This window comes from Anaerococcus vaginalis ATCC 51170 (assembly GCF_000163295.1).
Classification (GTDB): domain Bacteria; phylum Bacillota; class Clostridia; order Tissierellales; family Peptoniphilaceae; genus Anaerococcus; species Anaerococcus vaginalis.
The window spans coordinates 1,520,069-1,538,573 of sequence record NZ_GG700527.1; the positions used below are offsets into that span (position 1 = coordinate 1,520,069).

An 18,505-nucleotide genomic window follows, 5' to 3' on the forward strand; every position below is an offset into this window, starting at 1 on the left:
ATATATGTACTCCAATAATTTATTATTTTAAACAAAAGTATCTTTGCTTTCCTCATAATTTCTATTTATATTCTTACGCATAATTATTGTATTTATTGTCATAAATATTATCTTCAAGTCAAAAAAAAGTGATAAGTGTTTCACGTAATAAACATCATTTTCCAATTTTTCTTTTGTTAAAACAGAATTTCTGTTAATAGCCTGATTATAACCAGTTATACCTGGGCGCACCGTAAGAATAATTTTCTCTTCGTCCGTATATTTATCTAAGTACATTGGTGTATCAGGTCTTGGACCAATAAAACTCATATCTCCTTTTAAAACATTTATGATTTGTGGAAGTTCATCAATACTTGTTTTTCTTGCAAATTTACCAAATTTTGTCACTCTAGGATCATCATCTCCATTAAATGTCGAACCATCTTCTAACCTTATATCTGGAGCATTTTCTTTCATAGAACGCAACTTATACATCTTAAATGGGATTCCAAAAAGTCCAGTTCTCTCCGCTTTATAAAATAAGGGTCCACCATCTTCAATTTTTATAAATATATATGAAATTATAACAATTAAGATAACTGGTATCATCAATATTAAAGATAGCAAAATATCAAAGGTTCTTTTTGTAACCCTAAAAACTAAGCTCCCTGATAATTTAGTTTTACTTGACATATTTAAAAAGCTCCTGATATTTATTATTGTCTAAATCCTTCTTATAATCTTGCATCATCAATTTAAAATCAGAATATTTAGGAACATATCCAAAATCATTCTTAGCCTTTTCCATTGAAAACATATAAGATTTAGTATTATTATTTATTTCTGGTTTATAAGTTATTTTAGATTTTCTTTCTGGACTTGGAGCCCAGATTTCTGCTATTATTTCTGCTTGTTCTTGTAGAGTAACCCCACGACCTGATGTCATATTATAAAGTCCTCTAGTTTTATCACTTTTTACAGCAAGATAAAATGCATGTGCAACATCTTTTACATAAGCTATATCTCTACTTAAATTTTTGTCTCCAAAAATACAAATATCTTTTCCTTTTTTTGCGTTATCAATAAAAATTTTAAGTCCAGATTTTTTTAATTTCCCATTTATATAAAGAGAATCATGAGGTCCAACACCATACACTGGCGGAAATCTAAACCAGGCATTTTTCATTCCATGTTGTTCATTATAGTATTTCATTGTATCATTTGCTGCATTCTTAGAAAAAATATATACTGCATGATCTCCTTCATATATGAAATCACGTGGTTCTTCTTCTGTTATTGCTTTTTTTCCCCAAGCACCCCTTACATCAGCGTAAGAACAAGTTGATATAACTCTATTTATATTATTTTTTCTACAATATTCAAGAACGTTTATAGTTCCTATAGTATTTACTTCAAAATAATCTGCTGCATTTTCTTCATTCTCTAAATCTACATTAGAGTTTGCTGGCAACAATCCACTTAGAAGAATCACTCCATCAACATTTTCTTTAGGAAGTAAATCAAAATCTTTTTTATTTACCAAATCTAGGTTTATATAATCTACACCTAGTTTATCATAATGCTCTTTAAATTTATTATTTCTTCCTGTTACAATTATTTCACAACCTTGTTTTAAAAATTCTTCGACTGTATAAACACCTATAAAACTTGATGCTCCTATTATAATATACATTATTAAACCTCTCTTTTAAATCATTTATAATTTATAAACTACTATTTTCAATAACATATCTATAATTTTCAATTATATAATCAACTTCCTCATCAGTAAGTTTTGTGTGAAGAGGTAGTGTTATTTCATTTTTGTAATGATTGTAGGCGTTTGGATAATCTTTTATATCAAATCCTAAATTTTTGTATGCTGTTAATAGTGGAAGTGGCTTGTAGTGAACATTGCACGCTATTCCTTTTTCTGCCATTTCTTCTATTATTTTATTTCTTTGTTCTGTATCTATTCCTGGAACTTGTGTTATATAAAGATGTCCTGATGATTTGTGATTTTGGTCAAAGTGGTTTAGGCTTTTTATTCCTAACGGTCTAAAGGCTTTGTCGTATTTTTCTATTATTTCTTTTCTTCTTTTTAAAAGTAATGGATATCTTTTTACTTGGGCAAGTCCTATTCCTGCTAATACGTCTGTCATATTGCATTTGTACCAAGGTCCTACTATATCATATTCCCATGATCCAAGCTTTGTTTTGCTTAGGGCATCTTTTGATTGACCATGAAGGGATAATAATTGATATTTTTTGTAGAGTTTTTCGTTGTCTATTCCTTCTTTGTCTTTCCATGTTGCATATCCACCTTCTGCTGTTGTGAAATTTTTTACTGCATGGAAGGAAAAATTTGAAAAATCTGCTACTGATCCTACTTTTTTTTCTTTATACTCTGCTCCCAAAGCATGAGCTGCATCTGACATTACTATTATTCTGTTGTAGGCTTTTTGAATTTCGTTGTTTGCCTTAAATAAATTTTTCTTTTCTTCTACAATTTCAAATATTTTATCGTAATCGCAAGGCACGCCTGCCAAATCTATAGGAATTATTACTTTTGTTTTTTCGTTTATGGCATCTTTTAATTTTTCGTAGTCCATTTCTAAATTTTCTTTTTGGGTATCTACTAAAACTAATTTTGCTCCAACGTGGTCTACTACTGAGGCTGTTGCTGTATATGTGTAGGCGCTTGTTATCACTTCATCGCCTTCTCCTACTCCCAAAGCTCTAAGAGTCATTTCTGCCGCTGCTGTTTGAGAATTTAAACAAACTCCTATATTTGTTCCTGTAAATTCTAGCAAATCTTTTTCTAATTTTTTTGTTTTTGGTCCTGTTGTTATCCAACCAGATTTTAAAGCATCTATTACTTCATTAATTTCTTCTTCGCTAATGTCTGGTGGTGAGAATGGTATGTTCATTTTTTTTGTCATTATTTATTACCCTTTCCTATAAACGTACTTATTAAAGTATTTATCGTAACAACTATGTCTAATTCGTCTATGTTTTCTTGGTTTATTACTTTGTCTAGTTTTTGGAAAAATTCTTCTCTTGAAAATTCTAATGGTCTCCCTACGGATATTCCTTCTACTTTTGTATCTGATAGGAGCTCTTCGTCCATTAGTCTTTCTTCGTATAGTTTTTCTCCTGGTCTTAGTCCTGTGTATACTATTGGCATATCTATGTCTGGCTTGTAGCCTGATAGTTTTATTAATTGTCTTGCCAAGTAATCTATTTTTACTGGCTCTCCCATATCTAGTACAAATATTTCTCCGCCTTGTGCCATTGAGCCTGCTTGTAATACTAATTTTACTGCTTCTTTTATGGTCATAAAGTAACGGATTATTTCTGGGTGGGTTACTGTTACTGGTCCACCTGATGCTATTTGTTCTTTGAAAAGTGGAATTACTGATCCATTTGAGCCTAGTACGTTTCCAAATCTTACTGCTACGAATTCGGTTTTTGGATTTTTTTCTTGTAAGTAATCTTTTGGATTTATTGTTATTATCCTATCTCCATCGTTGATTGTTACTTTTGCTAGTTTTTCGTATTCTTTGTTTTGTCTTATATCATTTATTCCTTGGATTATTTTCTCGCATACTCTTTTTGTTGCTCCCATTACTGATGTTGGGTTTACTGCTTTGTCGGTTGATATTAGTACAAATCTTTTTGCATCGTAGATTAATGAAAGTAGGGCTACTATGTAGGTTCCTCTTACGTTATTTTTTATTGCTTCTACTGGACTTGTTTCCATTAATGGAACATGTTTGTGAGCTGCTGCGTGAAAAATTATTTCTGGTTTGTAGGTTTCGAATACTTTTTTTACTCTTGCATAGTCTCTTACTGAACCAATTAAGGTGATGAATTTTAAATCTTTATTATTTCTTTTTAGCTCTTGTTCAATTTCGTAGGCATTGTTTTCATAAATATCAAATATTATCAAAAATTTTGGTCCGTATTGAGCGATTTGTCTACAAAGCTCTGATCCAATTGAACCTCCACCGCCTGTTACCAAGACTACTTTGTCGTTTAGGTAATCAAAAGTTTCGTTTGAAAATATTTTTACTGGATCTCTTCCTAATAAATCTTCTATTTGGACATCTTTCATTCCAGACATGGAAATACTTCCTGAAACTAATTGGTAAATTCCTGGTAGGACTTTCACCTCACAATTTGTTTCATTGCATATTTGTAGGATTTCTCTTTTTTGATTTTCTTGGGCTGATGGTAGGGCTACTAGTATTAGATCTATATCTTCTTTGTTTACAAGCTCTTTTATTGAATCTCTACCACCATAAATTATTGTTCCGTCTATATATTGACCTTTTTTTTCTGGATTATCGTCAATAAAAGCAACTACTTTTATGCTTGTATTCTCTTGTCTGTTTGATTTGTTTATATCTTCTTTTATTGTCTGCCCAGCTGATCCTGCTCCAATTATTATTGCTTTTTTGAATTCTGGATTTTTGTCTAATAGATTATATTTTCCTTGTATAAACATTTTGTTGGCAAATCTTATTCCTACTGTAAAAGTATATTGAATCAAAAATCCATATACGAAATATGACAATGGCATCCTTTGAAACAGAATTGAAATACCAAAAATATGAACTAATAATGATAAAGCTACTGCTTGAGTTATTTTTATTAATTCAGTATATGATGCATATTCCAAAATTATTCTATATAGCTTGAAAGCTGAATATATAGCAATTGTTATAACTGTATTTATAAGAGCATAGTTTTCAAAAGCTTTTAAATATATCCTTGGTATTTGAATTAAACTTCCATCAAACCTTAAAAATAAAGCTAAAAAATATGCTAAGTTAATGATTATAATATCAAAAACTAAGAGTATATATGTTTTTTTATTTATTATTTTTTTAGTATCCATTTTCATTCCTTTTATAGCTCTTCTTTTTTTACTTTTTAAATTTTCTTTATTTATATAAATACTCATAGGGTAAGACATCTCCGCTTACAATTTTTACTAAGAAAAAGATCTCAAGCACTGTATACCTTACCCTTTTAATTAAAATATTTATTTATCTGTTTTATTATTTTTCAAAATCCCATCATGAACTTGGTCAATAGATTCTTCATCCGCTCTCATCATGTATAAATTACTTCCTGGCATTAGGTATGATGGTAGACCTGGTTCGCTTGTTCCTGTTACTGCTTGACTTTTTATTTTCCAGTCCTTTGCGTCATCTATTTGACCATTTACTAATTCTATCATTTTATCATAAGGCATATTTGTATTTACTGAATCAAGTGCAACTTCTGCTATCGAATTGAAATTCAAAAGTGTTTCAGTTGATAATAATTTTTTTATTATACCTGTCATTACTCTCACTTGATTTTTTCCTCTATCAAAATCGCCTTCTGCAAGGTGGTATCTTTCTCTTGAATATGCCAAAGCCATATCTCCATCCATGTGAATTGTACCTTGTGGGAAATATTTGCCACCATTGGTTTCAAAAGCAACAGGATTTTCGACATCTACTCCACCCAATAAATCTATAAGTTGTATAAGAGTTGTGAAATTTACTTTTGCATAATAGTCTATATTTATATCAAGGAAATTTTCCAAAGTTTTTATAGATGTGTCTACTCCAAATAAGCCTGCGTGAGTTAATTTGTCATTTGCATAATCTCCCATTCCAGCTATATTTACATAAGTATCTCTTGGAATTGTTGTTATTAAAATTTTTCCTTTTTTAGGATTTACACTTACTATCAAATTCACGTCAGATCTTGATACAGTTGCAAGATCTCCATAAGTGTCTATTCCTGAAATATATACATTAAAACTTTGATCTTTTTCAACTTCATTGTTTTGATTTAGCTTTTGATCTCCCTTAACAGAATAAGATTTTAAAACTCTAGTTTTTTGGCTAAATCCTTCAATATTATCATCTAACATTTCTCTAAAGCCTTCATTTAATAAAACAGCTTGAACATTTCCATTAATTAAGCTGTTACCTAAAGTTAAATAATCTCCCAAATCCTCAACATTTAAATCATCGCCATTTTCTTTTTTGAATTTTTTTAAAGCTTGTTTAACATTTTCTTTGTCCACTTGCTTAGCTATGGCAACCTGATTTTCATTCAAATCATCCAATGTTTCAATTGGAGATTCTTTCAAAACAACAAAAGACATTTTTGTTTTGATTACTTCTTTTTTGTCATTTATTTTTTGAACAGTTTGTATCGAAGTACTTGCGTAAGAAATAAATAAGCCTTCCACTGCACTTACAAACAAAAGTACAATTATAAAAAAGGCTTTAATCGGCTTGCCAGCCTTTTTTCTTTTGAAAATCAATAAAGAAAATCCAAAAATAAGTAAAAATATAAGTCCCAAAACTATAAACCTATATTTCACTGGCAAAATGCTATATTTATTTAAAAAATAAAAAAATATTATGTACACAATAGTTGATAAAAAAATCGAAATTTTAGATATTAAATTTTTCATCATATCTTCGGAAAATTCTCCTTCATTTAAAATTTGTAATTATTCTCAAACAATGATATAACAACTTGTAGTATTTGTCAATAATAAAGCAGCTCAAACATTTAAATTTTGCGATTTTCATAACTTTTAAAAATCAATTTTAAAAGTTCTTTTATAATTTTTCAAATTAACAAATAAAACTTCTTACTATAATATAAAAACAAGTTATTATCGTTTTTTGCCTTGTTGAAAGTATAATATTTCCAAAGAAAGAGGTGACCTATGATATTAGATGAAAAAATATTTAAAGAATTAGAAAAAAATTATGAAAAAGATCCTAAAAATAAAGTTATTGAAAATGCCATTTCAAATATGGGGATAATGGAGGCTTCTTTAAATAAAAATATTATCAACAAACACGATTTTATTTTTTCTAACGAAGTTGAAACTAAAGAAGTTACTAATCAAAGAAAAACTGGTAGATGTTGGATGTTTGCTGGTCTTAATATGATTAGGATGCATATTGCCAAAAAACTTAATATGGAAAAATTTGAGCTTTCTGAGTCTTTTCTTTATTTTTATGACAATATGGAAAAGGCAAATTTGTTTTTGCAAAGAGTAATTGATACAAAAAATTTGGATATTAAAGATAGAAAAGTTGAAGATGTTTTCTATTCAACTCCAGAAGATGGCGGATATTTTGAATTTTTCTATTATTTGATAAAAAAATATGGAATTGTTCCAAAGACAAATATGGGCGAACTTTTCCATACAGAGGAATCTTCTTTTATGTTTTATACTTTGGAAAATGCCCTCAAAAAAATCGCTATGGATATTAGAGCGACGGATGACGAAAAAGAAATTGAAATTTTAAGAAAAAAAGGTCTATCCTATGCCTACAATATTTTTGTAAAATCCATTGGAAAACCTGTTGAAAATTTTGATTTTAAATACTATGACAAGGACAACAATTACAAAATTGAAAAAGATATGACGCCAAAGAAATTTTTTGACAATTACGTTGGGGATTTTTTTGATGGAAAAATAAAATTATTAAATGACCCGAGACATCCTTACAATAGGATTTTGGTTGATAAAAACGCAAAAAATGCAGTAGATTTGCCAGATCTTGTTGGAATTAATGTTGACATGGATACAATGAGTAAATCCGCTCAAAAATCTATAAAAAACAACGAAACAATGTGGTTTGCTTGCGATGTTGACATAGATAAAGACAGAGAAAGCGGAGTTATGGATGAAAATTTATTTAATTTCGACCAAACTTTTACCAATTTTGACAAAATGACAAAAGCTCAAAGAATTGATTCAAGATATTCTACAGCCTGCCACGCCATGAATCTTACTGGCTTTGACAAAAAAGATAAAGACGTAAAATTTTGGAAAATTGAAAATTCATGGGGAGAAGATAACGGACACGACGGATATTTTTCTATGACTGACAAATGGTTTAGGGAAAATACTTTTGAATTAATTGTTGATAAGAAGTTTTTGACAAAAAAAGTGATGGAGGCTTTTGATAAGGAAAAAATTTATTATGATGAGTTTGACCCGATGTATAAAATGCTAAAAAATATAAAATAAAATCTTTGAAAAATAAATTTACAAAGCTGGGCTTAATACAAATAAAAAACCCAGCCTAAGCTGGGAAAATAAAGAAGAACGTTATACGGTATAAAATAAATAAGTCCGGGATTAAACAAAGTTCAACTTTATAAAATTTACAAAAGTAGTATTACTTCTTGTAAAAAATTATACCTCAGCAAATCGAAAAAGCAAGCGGAAACGATTTTTTGATAAATTAAAATTATCTTTTGATTATGTTCAAATTTTTTAAATTTAATTTATTTTGAGAAATTTTAGTTTTTAATTAAATAAAAAGTGGCTTTTGCAAAACTATGATTATAAATAATTTTGCATCAGCCACTTTTATTTATTCCTCAATTTTTTCCAATTTTTTTATTGTATCTATTGATTCGTTTAGGCTTTCTGTGTTTATGTCTGGGTTTGTTTTTTCTTCTTCGTTTATTTTTCCATCTGGTGCGTAGCCTAGGGTGTTTGTGTAGGTGAAAACTAAGCCGGAATTTGGGCATACGTCATTTATTAAGCCAAGTGTTACTCCATCGCCCCCGGTTTTTTTGCCTACTAATTTTGCAATTTTTGCGTTTTTGCAAAAATTTGCCATTCCTTCGGCTGCTGAATATACTCCTTCGTCAACTAATAAATACAAATCTCCTTTAAATTTATTTTTTTTCATTGGAGTGATTTCTATTTTGTCTTTGCTATAATATGAAAAATCTTTTAAATCTTCTTTGTGTTCAAGCTCCATTTTTTCTATATTTACATTTGAAATATCTTCAAATCCAAGCTCTTCGCTTTCTAATAATAGTTTTGTTCTCATTCCATCTTTAAAAAACATGTGATTGTTTACGGAAATTTTTTTGTCTATGAGTCTTGGTAAAAGATATTCTTGCCAATATTCTATATTTCCACCGGAATTTTCTCTGATGTCTATTATTATTGTTTTTAAATCTTGATTTTCTTCTAAAAATTTGTCTAATTTTTTCATATCTTCTGAAAGCTCATATTCTGCTAGCATTTCTTTTATTTTTATTAGTCCCAAACTTGGTGCTAGCATTTTTACTTCCATATTTTCGCCGGAATTTTCTGTGTATTGGGTTCTTCTCCTGATTTTTTTCCTATCAGCTTTATTTGATTGGACTCCATCAACTCCGTATCTATCTCTTACGCTTTCTTTGTTCAGCGTTAAAAATTCATAATACATTGACGGATCTGTCCAAAAATGTGAATAGTATTCTAAGGTTTCTTCTACGTAATCTTTTTGTGCAATTGTTGCGTGGTCATTGTGCAAATCTTCCATTATTTTTCCCATAGTGTTTGTAAATTCTTGGTCGTTTTTGCAAAATTTTATTTCGCTTAAATATTTTGAATAATTTGCCAAAAAGTCAACTCCGTATTGCCTTTTCAAAACTCCAAAAAATGGATAATTATCTCTAATTTCATTGAAAAGATAATTGAAATCTTCTACCATTTCTTCTTGGCTTAATTCTTTTTTTTCTACCTTATTTTCAAAAACTAATTTGCATGGCCCATCTAATTTTTTATACCATGCCATATAGGCTTCTATTGATTTAAATTCATCAATTTTATCTGGGTTTATTTTTATTATTTTCTTCTCTTTTGGCTTTTTTTCTGAAATCAAACTATCTTTTCTTTTTTCTAGATAGTCTAATCTCCTTTGAGCGCATGATGAAAATAAAATAATAATCGCCAAAAATAAAATGCTTATTTTACTTTTTTTCTTCATCAAGTCCTCCATTTATAACCCAATCTCTTTTTTTTATCTCATATAAAAAGGGAAGAATGCCTATTGGATTTATTAATGAAAAAGCCATTATCATCAAAAGTTTAAAGTAAAGTCCTTTTTTTTCATTTCTCAAAATAGAAGCTGTGCTTTTGTTGTTGGTTTTTATTAAATATATTCCTCTTAAAAGCAAAAATATTCCACCAGCTATTTCAAAACCTTCTTTATAATATATGCCAAAAGCGAAAACGCAAATTGCAGACAAAAAGTAAAGAAAGTATGCTATTTTATTTTTTGTATTGTATGTTTTTAATTTTGTAATTTCTCTACTCATAAGTCTATTATATCAAATTAAAGTCCTAAATTTGGATACACTTTCAAATAATTATCAGACCTTGCTCCGGCTTTGTAATTTAAATATCCTGCCATAGCAATCATGGCCGCATTATCTGTGCACAAAATTATATCTGGATAATAAAATTTGACTCCCCTTTTTTCACATTCTTCTTTTAATCTTTCTTTTAATCTAGAATTTGCAGCAACTCCTCCTGATACTGCAAATGTATTTAATCCTGTTTCATCTATCAATCGCATAGATTTTTCTACCAAAACATCTACAACGGCTTCTTGAAAACTTGCTGCCAAATCTGCCTTGTTTATTTCTAAATTTTTTTGGTTTTGGTGGTTCATATAATTTAAAACTGAAGTTTTAAGTCCTGAAAATGAAAAATCGTAAGAATCTTTTTCAAGCATAATTCTTGGAAAATCTATGGCATCCTTTCTTCCTTTTTTTGAAAGTTTATCAATTTTTGGTCCGCCTGGATAGCCAAGTCCGATTGACCTTGCAATTTTATCGTAAGATTCTCCAGCAGCATCATCTCTTGTCGTTCCAATTATTTCATAATCTGTATAGCCATTTACTTTTACAAGATAAGTATGACCTCCACTTACAACCAAAGAAATAAACGGTGGTTCTAGGTCTTTATTTGACAAATAATTTGCGCAAATATGGCCTTGCATATGATTTGTTCCAATCATTGGAATATTTGCTGACAAAGAAAGAGCCTTTGCCGCAGAAATTCCTACCAAAAGTGAACCAATAAGTCCAGGACCTTTGGTAACAGAAATTAAATCAATATCGCTATAAGATAAATTTGTATCTAAAAGCGCCTTTTCAATCAAAGGATTGATTGCCTCAAGATGTTTTCTTGATGCGATTTCTGGCACAACTCCTCCAAATATTTTATGTATATCAATTTGTGATGATATTAAATTAATCAAAACTTCCCTGTCGTTTTTCAAAATAGCAACTGAAGAATCGTCACAAGAAGTTTCAATTCCCATTGTATAAAAATCTTTCATCTAATCCAATTCCTTTAACATTATATAAGCATCTTCGTGAACTCTGGCATAATAATTTTCCCTAAGTCTAATTTTTTCAAAACCAAATTTTTGATAAAGATTTATAGCTGGAAAATTTTTTGTAGAAACTTCTAGCCAAATTTTTGAAACTTTTAAACTCTTTGCAAAATTTATCATGTGCTCAAGCATAAATGAACCAATATTTTGCCCACGATAAAGTTCATCAACTGCAATAGTATAAATTTCTATCTCATCCAAAATTTTTGAAATTATATAAAAGCCTAGAGTTTCTCCATTTTTTTCATATACAAAACACTCTTTGTGCTTATTTTTTTCAATATCATTTATAAGATCCTTTTTAGGCATAGGCTTATAAAAAGCACTAGATTCGATTTTATAAACCTTATCCGTATCTCCTACAGTCATTGTCCTAATCATTTTTCTTTTCTCTATCCCTTTCCGCTTGTGATTTTCTCAAATAATTTGGCACAAGCTTATAAAGATCATAGTCCTCATCTTTTTTCAAAAGAGCAAGCTTACACAAATTTTTTCCAATACAAGAATTATAAGAAAAATCCAAAATTCTTGCCCTATCAAATTTGTCCCTATATTTTTCACCAACTTCCGAAACCAAATCAAAATCTACATTTTTTTCATTACAAAGTTTCGAAAAATCATCAATATTATATAAATCTTCCTTAACAATTTCATTCATATTTTCATCATACATTGCCCCATAAATTCTTTTTCCCCTTGCATCAAGCATAGAAGCCTTAAAAGAATTCGAAGAAGAATTTAGGGCAAGAGCCTTCAAAGTTGAAACTGGAATTAATTTTTTATTTCCAACTTGGGCAAAAGTCTTTGCAATTGTCATTCCAATTCTTAAACCCGTAAAAGATCCCGGCCCTTGGCTAATGGCAAAAATATCAATATCAGAAAGCTTTAGTCCCAAAAGATTTAATAAAGTTTCAATCATTGGCACAAGCGATTCCGAATGAGTTTTTTCTTGATTTACATTAAAATCCCCAATGACTTTTTCATCCTCAACAACAGTTACAGTAGAAATCATTGTGGAAGTATCAATTCCTAAAACCCTCATAAAATCTCCTAATCTAAAAATTTCACGCTAATTTCCCTAGCGTTTTCATCAATTTTTTCTATATTAACTTCAATCATATCATCTGGAAGATAATCCTCTGCCTTATCTGCCCATTCCAAAAATGTTACAGCATCCTCTGGGTAAAAATAATTTTCAAAATCTATATCTAAAATTTCATCAGGATCTTCAAACCTATAAAGGTCTAGATGATAAATTGGAAAATCTTCCCCTTGCTTTTCTCCATTATAAATATTTACGATAGCAAAAGTTGGAGATGAAGTATTAGAAATTCCAAAATATTTGCAAACAAAAGAAACAAAAGTAGTTTTGCCACTACCCATTTCTCCAATTAAATTTACAACTTGGCCCTTTTTCAATTTTTTAGAAAAATCAAAAGCAAAATCTTCCATTTCCTTTAAAGAATTAATTCTCATAAAAACTCCTTCTAATCTATTATACTACAAAAGTTTAATTTGAAGCTTTTTGTAAGATATATTATAGTCTAAAATAAAAAAAATCCAATGATTTTTAAGGTAAAAATAAAATTCTATCTATCTCCAAAAATAATAATAGAGATCTCTTTTATTAAATTTATAAAATAATAAATTTCAGCTTTCAAAAAAATCAAAAAAACAGACCACAAAGTCTGTTTTTAAAATTTAAAATAATTATTTTCTATCGTGCAAAATTCCTGAAACGTGTTTGTATAATAATTTTGTTACCAAAATTTCTATTGAACCTTTTATCAAATTAAATGGAACAATCGCGAAAAGCATCATAGTAAAATAAGAATTTACTAAAGTATTTGTTTTGTGTGCCATAGCTACAAAGGCGCTCATTTCTACTCCCATTGCTTTTCCATAAAGTGGAAAAATTACAAAGGCATTTGATAAGGTTGCTGCAAGTGTCATAATTAACATTCCGCAAATCATAGCTATAGTTGCATTTTTTTTGGTTTTTTTCCTTTTATATATACTTGCTGATACAAATACAAAAAGTCCTCCAACTATAAAATTGGAAATTTCTCCAACTCCACCTGTGCTTGTCTTGCTCAAATTCAAAATATTTTTGATAAGTTGAATTAAGACTCCATACAAAGGCCCCATCGAAAATCCACCAATAAGAGCTGGCACATCTGCAAGGTCAACTTTCATAAAAGGTGGTGCAACTGGAATTGGAAATTGAATAAACATAAGTATAAAACTCATGGCTGAAAGTATTCCAACTTTAACTAAGTTTCTTAATTTTTTTTGATCATGACTCATAAAATCCTCCTAAAATTTGGCATAAAAAAATGCCCTTTCAGGGCTCAGACTGTTGACAAAGTTTACAAATCCTCATGCTAAGAATATCATACGGAAAAAATTGATTTGATTTCAAATTTTAAAATTCGTTAAAAATCGCACTGTTTGAGCGTTAGCGAGTTTGCGATTTTAGAATTTTGAAATTTAGAAATCAACAATTTTTGAAGTCAGATATTCGTGCTTGAGGGTTTGTATACGATCCGTGCCCTTTCAGGGCTAAATAATTTCTCATAAAAAAGAATATCTTCTCTCATCCAGACTATAACTGTCGGTATGGGAATTTCACCCATTCAGTAAAAAACTCGCAGACTTTAACTGCCGGTTAGGAATCAAACCTCACCCTGAAGATATTTATATAATATCACAAAATAATTTGTGGCACAAGATAATCAATATCAATTTTATTTTTTTATTTGCATTTGAAAATCTCTAAATTTTTTCAAAAAAATAACCCATCTAACAAAGTATAAAAATTTCAAAATTTAAATTTTCCAATTTTAAAATTTTTATACCTCTCCCGCTAGTTAGATTTGGGCTATTTAAATTATTCATATTCTATATTATAAAAATCATTGTATAAATGGGGCTAATTTCCTATTTCACAAGATTCTAAAATCCATTCGTATCCTTGTCCTCTTACTGTTTTAATTGGTTCAAGTTTTGCTTTTTTAAATTCTTTTCTGATTTTTCTAACATGCTCTCTAACTGATCTGTCTGTTGTTTCAATTCCCATTTTTGACATTTCTTTTACAATAATTTCTTTTGAAACTGGTCTGTTCATATTTTTTATTAGAATTGTACAAAGACTAATTTCGGATTTTGTAAGATCTAAAATTTCATTTCCTATCCTAAAAATCCCATTGTCCACTTCAATTGAACAAAAACCAAAAGAAATAATTTTGGAATTGTTAATTTCTTCGACCTTTTTCAAAGTATATTTTATAAATTCATCTCTTGAATAAGAATGAATTACAAAATCCTTGTCGTCAATTTTTGCCTCATAGGGACTTTTTTTGTACCTATCTGTAAGATAAATTACCGGAATATTTGTTGTTTGTTTTATGTACTGGATAAGCTCAATACACCTAGTATGAGTCATATCCACTAAAATTAAATCAAATTCCGACAAATCATCTTCAAGAATAATGTCTTCAAAATTCTCATATTTTTTTACAACAACTTCATTCTCATCAAATTTAGAGTTGAGCAAGTTAGAAATCCCATTTTTGTATTCCATCGATGCAATTTTCATAAGGTCTCCTAACTTTTAAATATTATCACGTTAATTTGTAATAATTTCACTCATTACTATTATATTATATAGAAAATTCTTGCAAATATCAATATAAATATTCACAATTATTATAGAATTATTTAAGCTTTGAAAATTATTTTAAAATCGCTCATTTCAAACAATTTAAAATTTTTCAAAATCCTTTTAAATTTTCCGAAGTTTATTTTACCTCATTTTTCTTTTAAATTCCAATATTTATTTTATATGATTATTTGATTGTTTTATGCAAGATTTTCTTTCAATAAATTATAAGATAAAAAATCCAGAAAATTTTATTGAAATATGATATAATATTTTGTATAAATTATGTGGATATTTTCCCGTTATATTTTATTATTAAGGAGGAAGTTATGACAAAAAAACAGGGAAAACTTGCTGTCTATATTGGACAAATTATTACTAATTCATTATTGGTACTTTATTTGGGAATGATTTTGGCGAAGATGAAATCATTTTCAAATATTTACGAATCCATTGAAAACGGCGCAGGTAATATTGAAGATTTTTTAAGCCAAATGGAATTTGCTATTTTTGAATATCTTGGAAAATTCAAAAATATAATTCAATACATAGGATTTATCAAATTTTTATTTTTTGTAAATCTAGTTTTGTTAATTGCTGGAATTTTTATTTTTAAAGAACAAATTAAAAAATATATTTTCTCAGCTGCTGGAACATTGGTTTTATTAATATCTTTTATTACAATTTCTCCATTGATGGAATTTGTTAAAGTAGTTAAAGCAAATATTATGGCAATTAATTTTTCAAATCCAGACTTGGGAGCAATCGAAGGAAGTTTTGCAAACATTAGTCAAGCTTTACAAAATTTAGCCAATGATTTTGACCCACAAAAAGCAAAATTTGCTAAATTTTTGGTAATTTTGGCAATAATTTTATTTGTTGTTTCAATAGTATTTTTTGCCCTAGCAATTAAAAATAAAGAATATGATAATCTTTCAGATTTAAATACAGACGCAAAAAATGCACCTGAAAATTCTTTAGAAAATGACAAACAAAACCAAACAAAACCAAGCGAAGAATTAAAGGAAGAAGTTAAATGTGAAAAAACAAATGAAAATATAAAAGAAGAAGAAAACAAGAGTAAAAAAGAAAAAATTTCTGAAAAATCTGATTTAGCCAAAGATACAAAAGAAAAAGAAAATAAAAATAAATCCACAAAAGATAAGAAAAATCAAGAAAAAGACAAAAATACAAAATCAAAAAATGATGACATAATAATCAAACGTGGCGCTTACGACTTTTCTTCTGGTTTCAAAAAAAATAATATCGAAGAAAAAAAACAAGAAAATCCACAAGAAAATAATAAATAAAAATTTACGAAAAAAAGGACTGTTGCACAATGAAAAAACATTTAATCTTGCAACAGTCCATTTTTATTTAATATTTTAAAAATTAAATAGCATAATATAAAATCACACTTGACAATAAATTCCAACAAATATGCACAAAAGCTGATAATTTTAAATTATTTGTCAAAAATATTACCATAACAAGGACAAAACCAATTGAAAAATATACCAAAAAACTATAAATATCAGTTGGAAGATGGGCAAGAGAAAAACAAACATTCGCCAAAATAAGGGCGAAAAAATCCTTAAAATCCTGATCACGTCTTTTGAAAATATTTCTAAAAACACCAGGAAGATATTCCCTAAAAGTATATTCTTCAACAAGAGGTCCCAAAAAAACTATATGAGCAAGAAGAGCCGGAGAAAAATTTCTCCTAAGCATAGACTCAATCGCCTCTTGATTTTGAGGATTTGAAATATTATCCCCAAAAGCTAATTCAATCAAAAAAGACAAAGCATAAATTGCCACAAGAGAAATCAAAATCACTTTTAAATTTGCAAAAAATCCCCCAGACAATTCAAATTTCCTATAAAAAATAAGAAAAAATAAAATAGCCGCAAGAAGATAAGCCCCAGTAATAATATAAAGCAAAGACTTGTCCACGCCCCTAATCAAAATACTATAACTTGCAGGCAAAGCTCCAAACAAAGTTAATAATAACAAAAAAACAAATTTAATTATCCCATAATTTCCGGTAAATCTTTTAGATAAATATTTCATAAAATTCCTTTCTACATATATGTATTTATATACTTACCCAAAAATAAAAGAAATTTAAAATTTACAATAAGGAAGAAATAAAAACTCATCAAGTGAGAAATATTTCTCTAATCGTACCAATCCAAAGAGATCCCTCCACTTAGGTCGGGATGGGTGATGGCATCTTTATTTTAATTGCTAAAGTTTTATTTTTTGATTTTTCTTAATATAGGTCTAGTTTTATTTTATTATTATTTTTACTTAATTACATCAATATCAATAATAACTCTAGACAAAGTAAAACCCATCTCGATCTTGTCGAGAGATCTCTTATTTATTTTTTGATTATAAATTTCTATTTCCTTAAAGATTTTCTAAGAATTTAAATTAAGATAGATTAGTTACTTATTATTGTTTTACCAATTCTCTTAATTCATCAAATTGTTTACTGCTTATTTTTTTCTTTTCATTATTTTTATCAAAATAAGATAAATTACCCTTACTTATCATTCCATTTTGAGAGTTGAAAATATAAAAATATTCTCTTTCAAATACTTTGATATATTCTTTTATAATTTCACTATCTATTTCTTCTTTGTTTATTTCATACAATGTATCCACTAATATATCTTTCCAATCAGGACTTGTTTTATTGCAATAAGATCTAAAAATAAATATTGGTTTTTCTGTATTATTATCTTTTTCTAAATCATTTAAATATTGTCCAATTCTATACCAAATTATATAAGCGGAAAATTTTCCATAGTCAGTTCTACTTAATTTCTTAACTGCATTTGCATTTTTTGATCTAAAAGGACATAATTCAATATTTACAACTTTATTTGTGGTAACTCCTCTAGCTTTATCTTTACTTTCCCCATACAATTTATAATCATCTGGCAAATTATTATAATTCAAATAGGTAGATTCTTTTAATAATTTTTTAAAATAATGCCATATATAGTAAATATTTCTAGTTAAATCATCTTTTTTCTTTAGCTTTTTCCATGTTTTATCAAATTCATTTTCTTGGAGATAATATTTTATTTTCAATAATTCCTTGGTTAGTATAGAAGTTTTTTCATCGTATATGTATTCTTTAACCATTTCTTTATCTAAATTTCTATAATTATCTTTTATTTCTAAATCCATTTGTTCATAAAAATAATAATCTGATTCTCCATATTCCTTTGTCAATCCTTTTTCTACCTTTTTAGATAAAGCTTCATAATAAGACTTAATATTATCAAATTTTTCTTTATCATTTATTTGCATACCTGGATTTAGTAAACAAAGATATATTAAACCATTTTTATAATCTCCATGCACATGTGTTGGCATACCATAATTTACATTAGGCTTGTACTTTTCTCCTTCTGAAATAACACCAAATTTTTCTAACCAATAGAAACCCTCGTTTGAATTTTTAGAATTTAAAGACTCACAAAATTCCCCAACTATCTTATCAAAAATTTTACCGTCCTCTTTTAAATAAGGATTTTTTGCATCTAAATCTTCATTTTCTGCAAATTTTTTTAAAGCTTTATTTACATCGTCAATTGTAAGTTCTTTTTTTGTCATAGCTCCT

The 18,505-nt window shown here is 28.3% G+C and carries 17 protein-coding genes and 1 riboswitch; of the genes, 2 read left to right on the forward strand and 15 right to left on the reverse strand.

Going from position 1 to position 18,505, the window contains the following annotated elements; genetic code table 11:
• Positions 1-27 precede the first annotated feature (27 nt).
• The 5 genes from HMPREF0078_RS07170 to HMPREF0078_RS07190 all read right to left on the reverse strand — a co-directional run bounded on the left by HMPREF0078_RS07170 (position 28) and on the right by HMPREF0078_RS07190 (position 6,469).
• Complete coding sequence (locus HMPREF0078_RS07170; protein ID WP_004839480.1) at positions 28-672, reverse strand: sugar transferase; 645 nt, start codon at positions 670-672, stop codon at positions 28-30.
• Complete coding sequence (locus tag HMPREF0078_RS07175; protein WP_004839481.1) at positions 662-1,672, reverse strand: NAD-dependent epimerase/dehydratase family protein; 1,011 nt, start codon at positions 1,670-1,672, stop codon at positions 662-664. The genes HMPREF0078_RS07170 and HMPREF0078_RS07175 overlap by 11 nt, the downstream gene beginning before the upstream one ends.
• 31 nt (positions 1,673-1,703) lie before the next feature.
• Complete coding sequence (locus HMPREF0078_RS07180; RefSeq protein WP_039920751.1) at positions 1,704-2,909, reverse strand: DegT/DnrJ/EryC1/StrS family aminotransferase; 1,206 nt, start codon at positions 2,907-2,909, stop codon at positions 1,704-1,706.
• A gap of 11 nt (positions 2,910-2,920) precedes the next feature.
• Complete coding sequence (locus HMPREF0078_RS07185; RefSeq protein ID WP_039920753.1) at positions 2,921-4,882, reverse strand: polysaccharide biosynthesis protein; 1,962 nt, start codon at positions 4,880-4,882, stop codon at positions 2,921-2,923.
• A 147-nt stretch (positions 4,883-5,029) separates the two neighbouring features.
• Complete coding sequence (locus HMPREF0078_RS07190; RefSeq protein WP_039920609.1) at positions 5,030-6,469, reverse strand: LCP family protein; 1,440 nt, start codon at positions 6,467-6,469, stop codon at positions 5,030-5,032.
• Between the two features lie 258 nt (positions 6,470-6,727).
• Here HMPREF0078_RS07190 and HMPREF0078_RS07195 point away from each other — a divergent pair, with 258 nt between their 5' ends.
• Positions 6,728-8,047, forward strand: a complete 1,320-nt coding sequence (locus HMPREF0078_RS07195; RefSeq protein WP_004839485.1) for a C1 family peptidase — start codon at positions 6,728-6,730, stop codon at positions 8,045-8,047.
• 349 nt (positions 8,048-8,396) lie between these two features.
• Here the strand turns inward: HMPREF0078_RS07195 and HMPREF0078_RS07200 are convergent, their stop codons facing one another.
• The 8 genes from HMPREF0078_RS07200 to HMPREF0078_RS07235 form a co-directional block, all read right to left on the reverse strand.
• Positions 8,397-9,791 carry a S41 family peptidase gene (locus tag HMPREF0078_RS07200; RefSeq protein WP_004839486.1) on the reverse strand — a complete coding sequence of 465 codons (1,395 nt, stop codon included), beginning with the start codon at positions 9,789-9,791 and terminating at the stop codon, positions 8,397-8,399.
• Positions 9,775-10,122, reverse strand: a complete 348-nt coding sequence (locus tag HMPREF0078_RS07205; protein ID WP_004839487.1) for a hypothetical protein — start codon at positions 10,120-10,122, stop codon at positions 9,775-9,777. The genes HMPREF0078_RS07200 and HMPREF0078_RS07205 overlap by 17 nt, the downstream gene beginning before the upstream one ends.
• 17 nt (positions 10,123-10,139) lie before the next feature.
• Positions 10,140-11,150, reverse strand: a complete 1,011-nt coding sequence (gene tsaD / locus HMPREF0078_RS07210) for a tRNA (adenosine(37)-N6)-threonylcarbamoyltransferase complex transferase subunit TsaD (RefSeq protein WP_004839488.1) — start codon at positions 11,148-11,150, stop codon at positions 10,140-10,142.
• Positions 11,151-11,588 (reverse strand): ribosomal protein S18-alanine N-acetyltransferase, encoded by a 438-nt coding sequence (gene rimI, locus HMPREF0078_RS09300; RefSeq protein ID WP_004839489.1) that lies wholly within the window; start codon positions 11,586-11,588, stop codon positions 11,151-11,153. It abuts the gene before it with no gap.
• Positions 11,581-12,249, reverse strand: coding sequence for a tRNA (adenosine(37)-N6)-threonylcarbamoyltransferase complex dimerization subunit type 1 TsaB (gene tsaB / locus HMPREF0078_RS07220; RefSeq protein WP_004839490.1), 669 nt, complete (start codon positions 12,247-12,249; stop codon positions 11,581-11,583). Before tsaB ends, rimI begins: the two co-directional genes overlap by 8 nt.
• A gap of 8 nt (positions 12,250-12,257) precedes the next feature.
• Positions 12,258-12,683, reverse strand: coding sequence for a tRNA (adenosine(37)-N6)-threonylcarbamoyltransferase complex ATPase subunit type 1 TsaE (gene tsaE, locus HMPREF0078_RS07225; RefSeq protein ID WP_004839491.1), 426 nt, complete (start codon positions 12,681-12,683; stop codon positions 12,258-12,260).
• 234 nt (positions 12,684-12,917) lie between these two features.
• Complete coding sequence (locus HMPREF0078_RS07230) at positions 12,918-13,514, reverse strand: ECF transporter S component (protein ID WP_004839492.1); 597 nt, start codon at positions 13,512-13,514, stop codon at positions 12,918-12,920.
• Between the two features lie 277 nt (positions 13,515-13,791).
• Positions 13,792-13,906: riboswitch (FMN riboswitch) on the reverse strand.
• A 233-nt stretch (positions 13,907-14,139) separates the two neighbouring features.
• The gene (locus HMPREF0078_RS07235; RefSeq protein WP_004839493.1) at positions 14,140-14,805 is read right to left on the reverse strand and encodes a winged helix-turn-helix domain-containing protein; all 666 of its coding nucleotides are present in this window, start codon (positions 14,803-14,805) and stop codon (positions 14,140-14,142) included.
• Between the two features lie 392 nt (positions 14,806-15,197).
• Here HMPREF0078_RS07235 and HMPREF0078_RS07240 point away from each other — a divergent pair, with 392 nt between their 5' ends.
• A complete protein-coding gene (locus HMPREF0078_RS07240; protein WP_050756656.1) occupies positions 15,198-16,178 on the forward strand; it encodes a hypothetical protein in 981 nt (326 codons plus the stop codon).
• Positions 16,179-16,260: 82 nt separating this feature from the next.
• Here the strand turns inward: HMPREF0078_RS07240 and HMPREF0078_RS07245 are convergent, their stop codons facing one another.
• Complete coding sequence (locus HMPREF0078_RS07245; protein WP_004839494.1) at positions 16,261-16,938, reverse strand: CPBP family intramembrane glutamic endopeptidase; 678 nt, start codon at positions 16,936-16,938, stop codon at positions 16,261-16,263.
• Positions 16,939-17,325: 387 nt separating this feature from the next.
• Positions 17,326-18,498 carry a hypothetical protein gene (locus HMPREF0078_RS07250; RefSeq protein ID WP_004839495.1) on the reverse strand — a complete coding sequence of 391 codons (1,173 nt, stop codon included), beginning with the start codon at positions 18,496-18,498 and terminating at the stop codon, positions 17,326-17,328.
• Positions 18,499-18,505 lie beyond the last annotated feature (7 nt).

Coding starts and splice junctions, on each gene's coding strand:
- HMPREF0078_RS07170 (WP_004839480.1), bottom strand. CDS start 672: ATGTCAAGTAAAACTAAATTATCAGGGAGCTTAGTTTTTAGGGTTACA.
- HMPREF0078_RS07175 (WP_004839481.1), bottom strand. CDS start 1,672: ATGTATATTATAATAGGAGCATCAAGTTTTATAGGTGTTTATACAGTC.
- HMPREF0078_RS07180 (WP_039920751.1), bottom strand. CDS start 2,909: ATGAACATACCATTCTCACCACCAGACATTAGCGAAGAAGAAATTAAT.
- HMPREF0078_RS07185 (WP_039920753.1), bottom strand. CDS start 4,882: ATGGATACTAAAAAAATAATAAATAAAAAAACATATATACTCTTAGTT.
- HMPREF0078_RS07190 (WP_039920609.1), bottom strand. CDS start 6,469: ATGATGAAAAATTTAATATCTAAAATTTCGATTTTTTTATCAACTATT.
- HMPREF0078_RS07195 (WP_004839485.1), top strand. CDS start 6,728: ATGATATTAGATGAAAAAATATTTAAAGAATTAGAAAAAAATTATGAA.
- HMPREF0078_RS07200 (WP_004839486.1), bottom strand. CDS start 9,791: ATGAAGAAAAAAAGTAAAATAAGCATTTTATTTTTGGCGATTATTATT.
- HMPREF0078_RS07205 (WP_004839487.1), bottom strand. CDS start 10,122: ATGAGTAGAGAAATTACAAAATTAAAAACATACAATACAAAAAATAAA.
- tsaD (WP_004839488.1), bottom strand. CDS start 11,150: ATGAAAGATTTTTATACAATGGGAATTGAAACTTCTTGTGACGATTCT.
- rimI (WP_004839489.1), bottom strand. CDS start 11,588: ATGATTAGGACAATGACTGTAGGAGATACGGATAAGGTTTATAAAATC.
- tsaB (WP_004839490.1), bottom strand. CDS start 12,249: ATGAGGGTTTTAGGAATTGATACTTCCACAATGATTTCTACTGTAACT.
- tsaE (WP_004839491.1), bottom strand. CDS start 12,683: ATGAGAATTAATTCTTTAAAGGAAATGGAAGATTTTGCTTTTGATTTT.
- HMPREF0078_RS07230 (WP_004839492.1), bottom strand. CDS start 13,514: ATGAGTCATGATCAAAAAAAATTAAGAAACTTAGTTAAAGTTGGAATA.
- HMPREF0078_RS07235 (WP_004839493.1), bottom strand. CDS start 14,805: ATGAAAATTGCATCGATGGAATACAAAAATGGGATTTCTAACTTGCTC.
- HMPREF0078_RS07240 (WP_050756656.1), top strand. CDS start 15,198: ATGACAAAAAAACAGGGAAAACTTGCTGTCTATATTGGACAAATTATT.
- HMPREF0078_RS07245 (WP_004839494.1), bottom strand. CDS start 16,938: ATGAAATATTTATCTAAAAGATTTACCGGAAATTATGGGATAATTAAA.
- HMPREF0078_RS07250 (WP_004839495.1), bottom strand. CDS start 18,498: ATGACAAAAAAAGAACTTACAATTGACGATGTAAATAAAGCTTTAAAA.